The sequence below is a fragment of the Paenibacillus sp. J2L1-98 genome (assembly GCF_056269405.1).
This window is the reverse complement of the sequence record NZ_JBWDNW010000001.1, coordinates 233,932-245,865: the sequence shown is the minus strand read 5'-3', so window position 1 is coordinate 245,865 and position 11,934 is coordinate 233,932. Positions and strand designations below refer to the sequence as shown.

13 protein-coding genes are annotated in these 11,934 nt (G+C 46.5%); all 13 read left to right on the top strand.

Annotated elements, in window-relative coordinates; genetic code table 11:
- Window positions 1-49: 49 nt before the first annotated feature.
- The 13 genes from hslV to AC0YNZ_RS01125 all read left to right on the top strand — a co-directional run bounded on the left by hslV (window position 50) and on the right by AC0YNZ_RS01125 (window position 11,919).
- Entirely contained in the window at window positions 50-595 is a 546-nt protein-coding gene (gene hslV / locus AC0YNZ_RS01185; RefSeq protein WP_110769027.1) for an ATP-dependent protease subunit HslV, read from the top strand.
- Between the two features lie 78 nt (window positions 596-673).
- Complete coding sequence (gene hslU, locus AC0YNZ_RS01180) at window positions 674-2,074, top strand: ATP-dependent protease ATPase subunit HslU (protein WP_475824912.1); 1,401 nt, start codon at window positions 674-676, stop codon at window positions 2,072-2,074.
- Between the two features lie 27 nt (window positions 2,075-2,101).
- Window positions 2,102-2,872 carry a GTP-sensing pleiotropic transcriptional regulator CodY gene (gene codY, locus AC0YNZ_RS01175; RefSeq protein ID WP_056637080.1) on the top strand — a complete coding sequence of 257 codons (771 nt, stop codon included), beginning with the start codon at window positions 2,102-2,104 and terminating at the stop codon, window positions 2,870-2,872.
- 216 nt (window positions 2,873-3,088) lie between these two features.
- The gene (gene flgB, locus AC0YNZ_RS01170; RefSeq protein WP_475824911.1) at window positions 3,089-3,511 is read left to right on the top strand and encodes a flagellar basal body rod protein FlgB; all 423 of its coding nucleotides are present in this window, start codon (window positions 3,089-3,091) and stop codon (window positions 3,509-3,511) included.
- 2 nt (window positions 3,512-3,513) lie between these two features.
- Entirely contained in the window at window positions 3,514-3,963 is a 450-nt protein-coding gene (gene flgC / locus AC0YNZ_RS01165; RefSeq protein WP_475824910.1) for a flagellar basal body rod protein FlgC, read from the top strand.
- 39 nt (window positions 3,964-4,002) lie between these two features.
- A complete protein-coding gene (fliE, locus tag AC0YNZ_RS01160; protein ID WP_475824909.1) occupies window positions 4,003-4,308 on the top strand; it encodes a flagellar hook-basal body complex protein FliE in 306 nt (101 codons plus the stop codon).
- Between the two features lie 42 nt (window positions 4,309-4,350).
- Entirely contained in the window at window positions 4,351-5,922 is a 1,572-nt protein-coding gene (gene fliF, locus AC0YNZ_RS01155; protein ID WP_475824908.1) for a flagellar basal-body MS-ring/collar protein FliF, read from the top strand.
- 23 nt (window positions 5,923-5,945) lie between these two features.
- Window positions 5,946-6,947: a flagellar motor switch protein FliG gene (gene fliG, locus AC0YNZ_RS01150; protein ID WP_475825474.1), complete on the top strand. Its 1,002-nt coding sequence runs from the start codon at window positions 5,946-5,948 to the stop codon at window positions 6,945-6,947.
- Window positions 6,940-7,779, top strand: coding sequence for a FliH/SctL family protein (locus AC0YNZ_RS01145; RefSeq protein ID WP_475824907.1), 840 nt, complete (start codon window positions 6,940-6,942; stop codon window positions 7,777-7,779). Before fliG ends, AC0YNZ_RS01145 begins: the two co-directional genes overlap by 8 nt.
- A complete protein-coding gene (gene fliI / locus AC0YNZ_RS01140) occupies window positions 7,766-9,091 on the top strand; it encodes a flagellar protein export ATPase FliI (RefSeq protein ID WP_475824906.1) in 1,326 nt (441 codons plus the stop codon). The genes AC0YNZ_RS01145 and fliI overlap by 14 nt, the downstream gene beginning before the upstream one ends.
- Before the next feature lie 8 nt (window positions 9,092-9,099).
- Window positions 9,100-9,546 (top strand): flagellar export protein FliJ, encoded by a 447-nt coding sequence (gene fliJ, locus AC0YNZ_RS01135; RefSeq protein WP_475824905.1) that lies wholly within the window; start codon window positions 9,100-9,102, stop codon window positions 9,544-9,546.
- A 37-nt stretch (window positions 9,547-9,583) separates the two neighbouring features.
- Window positions 9,584-10,489 carry an MgtE protein gene (locus tag AC0YNZ_RS01130; RefSeq protein WP_475824904.1) on the top strand — a complete coding sequence of 302 codons (906 nt, stop codon included), beginning with the start codon at window positions 9,584-9,586 and terminating at the stop codon, window positions 10,487-10,489.
- Between the two features lie 50 nt (window positions 10,490-10,539).
- Entirely contained in the window at window positions 10,540-11,919 is a 1,380-nt protein-coding gene (locus AC0YNZ_RS01125) for a flagellar hook-length control protein FliK (RefSeq protein WP_475824903.1), read from the top strand.
- Window positions 11,920-11,934: the final 15 nt, after the last annotated feature.

Here is an 11,934-nt window from a genome sequence, read left to right as displayed (position 1 = left end):
GAAGGCATGACAATCTATTTTCAATATGGAACCTTGGGGAGGCAAAGCAATGGAAATGCAATTTCACGCAACTACGATCTGTGCAGTACGGCATGAAGGGAAAGGCGCTATTGCCGGGGACGGACAGGTAACTTTCGGGAACAGCATGGTCATGAAAAATTCAGCGAAAAAAGTAAGAAGGCTTTACCGCGGTCAAGTCATTGCCGGATTCGCGGGATCGGTTGCAGATGCGATTACTTTGTTCGAGAAGTTTGAGGCGAAGCTGGAAGAGCATCATGGCAATTTGCAGCGTTCTGCAGTGGAGCTTGCGAAGGAATGGCGTTCCGATCGCGTTTTACGCAGGCTGGAAGCGATGATGCTGGTCATGGACAAAACCGGCTTGCTGCTGATTTCGGGAAATGGCGAGATCATAGAGCCGGATGACGGCATTTTGGCAATAGGCTCGGGCGGAAGCTTCGCCTTGTCGGCGGCAAGAGCGCTTCATCGCCACGCGCCTCAAATGGAAGCAAAGGATATCGCGCGCTCATCTCTCGAGATCGCAGCTGAAATTTGCGTTTTTACAAATCATAATATTATTGTAGAAGAAATCGTATAAATCAACTAATCCTGTTTAGAATAGACGGCCAAGCTTCGGGAATTCATAGGGAAGAATAGATATCGGAGGGATTTTATAATGGGAAATGATGCACTGACGCCACGTCAGATCGTAGCGGAGCTTGATAAGTATATCGTTGGGCAGAAGCCGGCGAAGCGTTCCGTAGCAATTGCGCTTCGCAATCGTTATCGCAGAAGTTTGCTCGATGAATCGCTGCGCGATGAAATCGTTCCGAAAAATATTTTGATGATTGGACCAACCGGAGTCGGTAAAACGGAAATCGCCCGCCGCTTGGCGAAGCTGGTAAAGGCGCCTTTCGTAAAGCTTGAGGCGACTAAATTTACTGAAGTAGGCTATGTCGGCCGCGATGTTGAATCGATGGTCCGCGATCTCGTCGAAACAGCCATTCGGATGGTGAAAACGGAAAAAACCGAAAAGGTCAAAGACAGAGCCGAAAAGCTTGCTAACGACCGGATCGTATCCTTGCTGGCGCCGTCCGCAACAAAAGCGAAGTCGCAAAAAAATCCGTTCGAGATGCTCTTTGGCAATCAACAGCAGTCCGAGGAGCCAAAGGAAGAGCCTGAAGTAGAAAATGCGCTCTCTCAAAAACGCTCGCAGCTCAAGGAACAGCTGTCCGCAGGTAAGCTCGAAAATGAAATGATTGAAATAGAGGTCGAGGATACCTCGCCTAGTATGATGGATATGCTTTCTGGACAGGGGCCTGAAGGCATGGGCATGAATATGCAGGAGCTGTTCGGTCAGCTTATGCCGAAGAAGCCCAAGAAGCGCAAGCTTCCTATAAAGGAAGCGCGTAAGGTGTTGACGCAAGAAGAAGCGAATAAGCTGATCGATATGGATGATGTGATCTCGGAATCGATTACCAGGGCGGAGCAATCCGGCATTATTTTCATAGACGAGATTGATAAGATCGCAAGCCCTTCGCGTGGTTCTGGACCGGATGTTTCCAGAGAGGGTGTTCAGCGCGATATTTTACCCATTGTAGAGGGATCTACGGTAATGACCAAATATGGTCCGGTCAAGACGGATTATGTTCTGTTTATTGCCGCAGGCGCGTTTCATGTTGCGAAGCCTTCCGATCTGATTCCCGAGCTTCAAGGCCGCTTTCCGATTCGGGTAGAGCTGACCAGCCTAAGTTTGGATGATTTTGTAAGCATATTGAAGGAGCCGAAAAATGCTTTGACGAAGCAATATGCGGCCTTGCTCGAGACGGAAGGTATCCAAATCGAGTTCTCGGATGAAGCGATTCGCGAGCTAGCATCGATCGCTGCTGAGGTAAATCGCAATACCGAAAATATTGGCGCACGCCGTTTGCATACGATTTTGGAAAAGCTGCTTGAGGATTTATCGTTTGAAGCACCGGAGCTTTCGCTTGAGAAAATGACGATTACGCCGGAATACGTTCGGGAAAAACTGGGAAGCATTGCACAGAACCGTGATTTAAGTCAATATATACTGTAGTTGTTATGAGTTCTAGGAGGCATCAGAATGACTTTACTAACAAAGACAAGAACGCTGAATCGATTGCTGCAACGTGCGGCCGGCAAAGCGCTCAGCTTCAGGGAAATGGCGGAAGTGCTTTGCACAACGATCCAGACGAATGTATTCGTCGTCAGTCGCAGAGGGAAAATACTTGGCTGTTCGGCTGTAGACGCATATGATCATGATTTTATGCGGACGTTATCTGCTGATGAGCTCCGTTTCCCGCAAGAGACTAACGTTCGTTTTTTAGATATGCAAGAATCGATGACGAATGTGAAACCGGATCCTGGTATTTATGAAACCTTTCCAAGGTTAGGGGATCAAGAAATAATGACGGTTGTGCCTATTATCGGTGGAGGAGACCGTCTGGGGACTTTAGTGCTGACCCGTTTGTCAGGCACTTTCGATGATGATGATCTTATATTAGCGGAGTATGGGTCAACGATCGTTGGTATGGAGATTTTGCGTGAGCGGACTGAGGAAATTGAGCAGGAGGTTCGAAGTCGCGCTGTTGTTTCAGTCGCGGTCGGTTCTTTGTCGTTTAGTGAACTAGAGGCAGTGGAACATATTTTTGAAGAGCTGGATGGCAAAGAAGGCTTGCTCGTAGCATCGAAAATCGCGGATCGAGTAGGTATTACCCGTTCAGTCATCGTTAACGCATTGCGCAAGCTTGAAAGTGCCGGCGTGATCGAAACGAGATCTTTAGGGATGAAAGGCACATATATAAAAATTTTGAACCAGCAGCTGCTGCAAGAGCTGGAAAAAATTAAGTCCTGATTGCAGGACTATGAGAATAAGAGGGCCCTATCTTTTTTAAAAGATAGGGCTTTTTTCTCATTGTAATATTTTAGGGAATTGTTGAATATTAACTTGTCAGCAAAAAACGACACAGTCGTCTCATTTTTTTAATATTTCTGTCGAACAAAGAAGGAAATTAGCGGTAATCTGTTGAATAGGTAAAATAGATCTCTTATGTGAAAGTGGTGAAACTACGTGAATTTGTTGAATGGCGCAGCATTCGGAAGAATGGAAGGTGCGCTTCAAGCAGCAGAAATGCGGCAACGCGTCATTTCTAACAATGTGGCAAATGGAGATACGCCGCATTTCAAACGGTCTGAGGTTTTGTTTGAGGAATTATTAGGACAAATGATGGGGGACCGGCAAGGTCGATTGACGGGTCAAAGAACGAATCATAGGCATATAGCTATAGGACCGGGATCGCCCGGATCATCTAATGTGCCTATACCCCAGATTGTGACCGATGAATCAACTTCGATGAACAACAATGAAAATAATGTTGATATCGACCGAGAAATGTCTTTGCTGGCCAAAAATCAATTGAGCTATAACCTGTATGTGCAACAAGTTAATCATGAAGTGAGAATGATGCGCACGGCGATTGAAGGGAGAGCCTAACGGTGAGATTGTCAACAGGGTTTGATATAAGCGCTTCCGCATTATCTGCGCAACGCTTGCGGATGGATGTTATTTCTTCTAATATAGCAAATGCAGAAACGACTCGAGGCAGTTTTGTAAACGGTCAATTCCAGCCATATAAGAGGAAGATGGTCGTTATGGAACCGATGCAGCAGTCGTTTTCAAGTGTGCTTTCTAGGCAGTTAAGCGGAAGCCCGGCTGCGCAAGGCGTTAAAATAACAAAAATAAAAGAAGATCAATCGCCGAACAAGCTCATCTACAATCCAACACACCCTGATGCGGATGCAAACGGCTACGTGAATATGCCGAATGTGGATGTTACGAAGGAAATGGTGGATATGATTTCGGCGACACGATCTTATGAAGCAAACGTAACGGCTTTGAATGCTGCCAAATCGATGTTTGTTAAGGCCTTAGAAATCGGCAAGTAAGCATACATAATCATTCAATAAAGTATTGGAGGAATATTGATGATACAAGCGATGTCGCTTGGACCGGTTCAGCCTGCCAAACTAGTTGAAACAAAATCGGTTCAAGAAGCGACTCCGGCACAATTAACACAGTCTTTTGGACAATTTTTGCAAACGGCAATCGATAATGTAAGTAACCAAGAACAAAACGTTCATAAGCTTAATGATAAATACATAATGGGTCAGGCGGATGTCACGAAGGTTCTAATTGCTTCTGAGCAAGCACAGTTGAGTTTGCAGCTTACCTCACAAGTCCGCAACAAAGTAGTCGAGGCTTATCAAGAAATGATGCGGATGCAAATCTAATCATACTTAAGACCTAGCATAGTATTTGGGTGAGGTGACAACGTGAACGAGAGAATCGCCCAATTTCGAGGTAGGCTCACTCAATTTTGGGGCCAAATGGGCAGAAAACAAAAAATATGGTTGGGGGCATCTATTAGCGGACTGTTGTTAACAATCATTTTGTTAACGATCGTGTTTACGAGAACGGAATATGAAATTGCTTTCCAAAATTTAGACACGACCGATGCAGCAGCTATTATGACTTACTTGGATGGCAGCGGAATTGCTTATCAGCTCAGTGACAACGGGAAAAGCATTTCGGTGCCGAGCACGGATGCATCCAGAATTAAGGTGGATGTCGGCTCGCAAGGATTAGTGCAAAACGGTTCAATCGGATTTGAAGCCTTTAGTGCAAGCTCTAGTCAATTTGGAACGACTGAAAATGAATTTAACGTGAAGTATATCAATGCCTTGAATGGAGAAATTCAACAGCTTCTAAATGCAATGCAAGGTGTGGATAGTTCGAAAGTTTTGGTTAATTTGCCGGAAGAAAGTGTATTTCTTTCAGCGGAAGACGCTGAACAAGCCTCCGCATCAATCATGTTGAAATTTATATCAGGCTATCGGCCTAGTCAGAAAGAAATCGACGGGTATTATAACCTCGTAAAAACCGCTGTTCCGAATTTAGCGATTAAGGACATCACGATTTCGAGTCCGCAAGGAGAATTGACGTATTCTGAAACGGATGGCGGATTAGCTGGTAATACAGATGCAGTAGAATCGCAATTCGTCATTCAACGGAAATATGAAGCCGAGCTTAAGAAAAACATTCAGCAATTTCTCGGACCGATCGTCGGAGCTGATAATTTAGTTATTCAAGTGTCCAGCAGCATGAACTTCGATAAGAAGACATCGCAGGAATCAGTCGTGAAACCGCTTGATAACAACAACAATAACGGAATTATTATTAGCGAAGAAATTAACAACAGCACTTCGACTGGCGATTCGGGAGCAGTTGGCGGCGTTGCAGGAACCGGGGAGACTGATGTGCCAGGGTATCAGGCGGCATCAACAGGTGGAAGCTCTTCAGAAACGAATTCCCAAATTCGGAATTATGATGTTACTCGTATCAGCAATAACATCGTGTCCGGGCCATTTGTTCTCAAAGACCTTTCTATTAGTATCGGTATCGAACAGTCAGAAATGAATGATGAGGCGAGTAAAGCAGCAATTATGACCTATTTAACTGCATTGGTCAGAGCGCAGCTCGCGGATTCCGGTCAAGATGTGAACGATGATGCGCTTATGCAGAAGAAAGTATCCTTAATTGCAAGAACATTTTCCGGCAGCAGTTCGAATGATCAAGCAGGTCTGCTTTCTATGCCTTGGATGATCGGCATCGGTGCCGCAGCTCTTGCTATAATCGGCGGACTGATCTTTATGCTTGCCCGCAGACGCAAAAAAGTTGTTGAGGAAGAAATTGAGTTGTCTGCACCTACCAAAGTGGAATATCCAACGCTTGATTTGGAAAGTGTCAGCAACGAAAGCCAAGCCCGTAAAAATCTTGAAACACTTGCAAAACGAAAACCGGATGAGTTCGTTAATCTTCTTCGCACATGGCTCGTGGATGAATAGAGGTGGTTCAATTGTCAAAGTCAATGCCAAGCTTAACAGGTCGCCAGAAAGCAGCCATTTTGCTTATTACGCTTGGACCTGAGGTGTCGGCACAAATATTTAAGCATTTACGTGAAGAAGAAATTGAACAGCTAACGCTGGAAATCGCAAATGTACGGAAAGTAGACAGTATTGACCGAGAAACGATATTGAGCGAATTTCACCAAATTTGCATGGCTCAGGAGTACATAACGCAAGGTGGTATTTCCTACGCAAAAGACATATTGGAAAAAGCGCTCGGCGAGCAAAAAGCGCTTGAGGTCATTAACCGATTGACAGCTACGCTGCAGGTAAGACCATTTGATTTCGCCAGAAAAGCGGAGCCTACACAAATTTTAAACTTTATTCAAAACGAGAATTCGCAGACGATTGCTTTGGTCTTGTCCTATTTGCAATCTGAGCAATCCTCGCATATTCTATCTTCTCTTCCTCAGGAGAAGCAAGCAGAGGTAGCAAGGCGAATCGCGTTGATGGACAGCACGTCGCCAGAGGTAATTTCTCAGGTAGAGCGTGTCCTTGAGCAAAAGCTATCCGCAACCGTTACGCAGGATTACACCAATGCCGGCGGTATCGATTCTATCGTACAAATATTGAACGGTGTCGACCGAGGTACGGAGCGAACCATTCTTGATGCGCTCGAAATTCAAGATCCGGAACTTGCAGAAGAAATCAAGAAGCGCATGTTCGTATTCGAGGATATTGTCAATATCGACAATCGCTCGATTCAACGGATCATCCGCGATATTGAGAATGCAGATCTTCAGCTGTCGCTTAAAGTGGCGAGCGAAGAGGTTCGTGAAGCGATATTCCGCAACATGTCGAAACGAATGGCAGAGACCTTCAAAGAAGAAATGGAGTTTATGGGTCCAGTCCGTCTGCGCGACGTGGAAGAAGCACAGACCCGTATCGTTGCTACCATTCGCAGATTAGAAGAGTCTGGTGAAATCATCATCGCCCGCGGTGGAGGAGACGACATCATTGTCTAATTTGATAAAATCTTCGAGCGTGATTACTCTTGATCAACTAAAGCAGCTGGAATGGCTGCATCAACGAAATGTTGAAATGGTCGTGGAGCTTGATCAGGAAGCTGAGATTGAACCTGTACCTGATGAAGAGACCATTTCACTGCGAGATCAAATTCTGAATGATGCTCAGCTCTATGCGGAAGAACGACTTCGCGAAGCGGCTCAGGAAAGCGAAAGGCTTCTGGATGAAACGCAGCAGCAGATCGATGTTTGGTGGCTGCAAAGGCGTACGGATGATGAAGCGGCAGCCGAAGCATCAAGGAAAGCCGGTTATGAGCTTGGTTATGCTGAAGGTGCTGCGCAATCAGAAAAGGAATTGCGCGAGATTTGGGAGCATAAGCTTTCCGAAGCATCGGATGTATTAAAAACAGCATTTGAAATGCGTGAGCAAATCATTCAGGAGGCGGAGCCCTTTCTGGTTGAATTAAGCTGCGCTATCGCAGAAAAAATCATTGGGCAGCAGCTTACGTTAGCGCCTGAGATGGCTATCGACCTGATTCGCAAATCGTTGTCCCGAAGAAGAGAGCAGGGCGTAATTACGCTTTGCGTCGCTCCAGGACAACTCTCGTTCGTACAAGCTGCTAGAGAAGAGCTTCATTTTGCGATCGATTCGCAAGCCGAGCTGCAGATTTTGCCTGATTCGACGGTAAAGGATAACGGTTGTGTCATTCGTTCTGCATACGGCAGCATCGACGCGAGGATCGATACGCAGCTGGCTGAGATTAAACGAGAGTTAATACATCTCGCTCATCATAGCGGCGAAGAACGAGGTTATTCCGATGAAAGTGAATAAACTGGATGTTCTAAAGTACATCGAGCATATGCAGCCGCTTGATCCCGTACGGGTAAACGGAAAAGTAACGCAAGTTATCGGCCTGACGGTTGAATCGGAAGGGCCGGATGCGAGTATCGGAGACGTTTGCCTTATCTATCCATCCAAAGGAGCGAAGCCGATTAAAGCGGAAGTCGTCGGATTTCGCGATAACAAGGTTATCTTGATGCCGCTTGGCGATCTTCATGCGATAAGCCCTGGCTGCGATGTTGTCGGAACAGGCAAACCCTTAACGGTTCAAGTCGGATCAGAGCTGCTGGGTAAAGTGCTGGACGGCCTCGGCAATCCGCTGGACGGATCGTTCTTGCCTAGGCGGATGCAGCATTATTCAACGCACAATGAACCGAGTAATCCGCTCATGCGTCCACGCGTCGTAGAACCGCTAGGAATTGGCGTGAGAGCGATTGATGGACTGCTTACCGTAGGACGCGGTCAACGCGTCGGAATTTTCGCCGGCTCGGGTGTCGGCAAAAGTACGCTGCTTGGGATGATTGCAAGGAATACATCCGCTGACGTCAACGTAATTGCCTTGATCGGCGAGCGCGGACGCGAGGTGCTGGAGTTTATCGAGAAGGACCTGGGGCCTGAAGGGCTTGCCCGTTCGGTCGTAATCGTAGCAACTTCTGACCAGCCTGCATTAATTCGTATGAAAGGCGCTTTAATTGCGACTTCCATAGCTGAATATTTTCGCGATCGCGGCCTAAACGTTATGTTGATGATGGACTCGGTTACACGTTATGCGATGGCGCTGCGTGAGGTTGGCCTTGCTATCGGCGAGCCTCCCGCTACACGCGGTTATACGCCTTCGGTTTTCGCTGCACTGCCAAAACTGCTTGAACGTGCAGGGACAGGACCTGCAGGATCTATTACTGCCTTCTACACCGTGCTTGTAGACGGTGATGATATGAATGAGCCCATTGCGGATGCTGTCCGCGGAATTTTGGACGGTCACATCGTTTTGAGCCGTCAATTAGCTCATAAAGGACATTTTCCCGCAATCGATGTGTTAGCCTCTGTTAGTCGCGTTATGAAGGAAATTGTAACGGAAGAGCAGCAGGATGCGGCAAATGATCTGAAAAAGCTTCTATCTATATATAAAGATTCGGAAGACTTGATCAATATCGGGGCGTACCAACGAGGATCAAATGCAGAAATTGATATGGCGCTTCAATTTATTGAGCCGATTCAGAGTTATACGAGGCAGAAGACCAGCGAAAAAGTGAGCTTAGAGGAAGCGCAAAATCGTTTAATTACCGATTTTTACAGGAGTTGAACAGATAGATGGCATCGTTTCGTTATTCATTTCAAAAAGTTGTTGATTTGAAGTCCAGTGAGAAGACACAAGCAGAATGGACTCTATCATCAGCAATTGGCGCACTAGCAGAAGCGGAGCTGTCGCTTGGGCTGTTAAGAGCGAAGCAGCAGGAATGGGAAGGTAAGCTTCATGAGGCTACACGTATTGCCGTCCCCCTGTCAGAACTTCAAGTCATCCAGCATTATTTGGATCATTTAGTAGCTTGTATTACAAGCAAATTGCAAGATGTGCTGCATGCGCAGAAGGCGGTTGAACAAAGCAGGCTTAAGCTTTCGGACAAGATGAAGGATGAGAAAGTGTGGCTTAAAGCAAAAGATCATGCGCGTGACCGATTCCAACAAGCTATGCAAATCAAAGAGCAGAACGAATTGGATGAGCTGGCAAGCGTCCGTTTCATGATCCCAACCCCATAAAGTGAAGCGTGAGACCGGCTAGAGGGAGTGAGTGGAATTGGCGGGTTTGGATAATGAAAAGCAAGGTTACAGCACGCTGGAACGAATCATGTTTTTGATGACGCCGATTTTATTCGCAATCGTTTTGCTCGGCGTATTGTATACCTTGTTCAATAATGATTTTCGCAATAAGATGCTGGAGGCCGGAAACTCGGTTCCCTTCTTAAAGGATGTGCTTCCTGAACCTAAGGTTGCAGGAGGGGCATTAAATGATGTTGATTTGAAAACAGCAAACATGTCTGCGAAAATTGCGGATCTGCAAGCGCAGCTGACTGCGATTGAAAGCGAACTGGCAGCTGCAAACCAGTCGAAGACTGCGCTTGAGCAAGAGGTTAAAGATTTGGAAAGCGATAACTCTCAGCTCAAGAGCGTTAATGATGAGCAATTGCTTGAGGATGAGGAATACGAAGCGAAAATTCAAGAATTAGCGAGTATGTTTTCCAAAATTACACCAAGTAAAGCAGCACCTATTCTGCAAAGCATGACTCTAAAAGAAATCGTGCTTGTGTTTGCAAATATGCGCTCCGATGACAGGGTACGTATTATGGAGAAGATGAATCCGCAGACGGCGGCTGACGCAGCAATGATGCTGAAGGATAATGTGAAGACAAAGGATTTGCAAATTGCCGCGCTTCAAGCAAAACTTAATGCTCAGAAAACACCGGAAACAAAGAAAGCGACCTCTGTTCTTGATCAAGAGCAGCTAAGTGCCACCTTCACGGCAATGGATCCAAAAAGCGCCGCTGAATTATTAATTAAAATGGTGGAGGTAAGTCCAAGCAAGGTGCTTCGGATTCTTAATGCGGTTGACAATCAGCCGAGATCGGCCATTCTAGCGGAAATGTCGGGAATTAATGAAGCGACCACAGCTCAGATTGTATCCAAATTGATGACAGGCAGTTAACGGCTGACCAAGCAGCTTTTGAACCCCTTAATCGAAAGGAGGTGAGAAAAATGGAAATGATGATTCCACAAATTGCGTCAAGCCAGCCGAAGGCTCAATCAACAACATCTGGACAAGCGAGTAATAGTACAGGCGGAGCGGTATTCCAAAAAACGTTAGTGCAGCAGCTTAACGGCGGCGATGCTGCAAGCGGTACTGCAAATACGCAAGGCAATGAGCCAGTTGCTATTGTCTTAAAGGAAGCGGCAAGCGAAACCGCAGAACCTGCAGCTGCCCCTACTATATCCGATCTGATGTCGATTATCGACGGGCTGCTTGAACAGCTTGCTGAACCGGCAAAAGAAGATAGCGAAGCGCCAGCAGAAGATGAGCAGCAGCTGCAGCAATTAGAAGCTGTTCTCGATCAAATGAATGCGCTGCTCGCGTTGATCGGAATTCCAGTTCCGGTAATTCAGCAAACGGCTAAGCCATTGATTGCCGGGGATGGAAGCATGTCTGATCAGCAGGTAGTTGCAGGCATCGCAGCTGTGAAGTCTAGCCTGCAGGATACGCTGCTGCAATTACAAGCCATGCTTCAGCAAGGAACAACTAAGCTGATTCAACAACAAGAGCCATCTGAATTGGCAGCGCAGCAGCTTCAAGCGTTAACAGCGATTTTGGAAGGCGAGCCGGTGGAAACGAATAGACCGCAAACGAAATCGACAGCCTTCACACAACAGCTGTTTTCAGCGCAATCTGCTCCACAAGTTGAGGTTAGCACGTTGTTGCAGCGTTTATCGCAGCAAGCGGCAGTACACCCGGCAGTCCTCTCAACAGCAGTTCCAAGCTTAGAGCAAGGCGTCGATTCAGAAACAGTCACTTCATCGGCTGAAACGAATCCGCTGGTTCAGCCGGGTGCAAGTAATCCGGATAAGCTGCGTGGATTCGCACCGCTGGTTGCAAATGCAGCAGCAGCTGCGACTTCTTTTGTCGTTGCGGATGACTTTGCTAAGTCGATGACGGGAATGATTGTACAAAAGTTTGATATAACGTCTTTAAACGGTGTTTCAGAAGCGAAGATTATGCTTTTCCCTGAACATCTGGGGCAAGTTGACGTACGGATTACGATGCAAAATGGCTTATTGACGGCAATCTTCCAAACGGATACAGCTATGGCCAAAGATATGCTGGATAATCAAATGGCTCAGCTTCGTTCCGCTCTTCAAGCACAAGGCCTAATGGTCGATAAGCTTGAGGTGTCGCAGGGACAATCGATGACTCAGCTGTCATCGCAGCATCAAGGCCATGGAAGCAGTCAGCAGCAAGCTTCTGGCCGTCAGTCTTTTCAAGGCGAAGAGGGATCAAGTGAAACTCAATTTGAAACCGAAATGATTGAACAAGCGGCAATTCAAGGACTTGGCTTCGGCAGAGGAATAAACGTTAAGGCTTAGCAGAACAATCGTGCC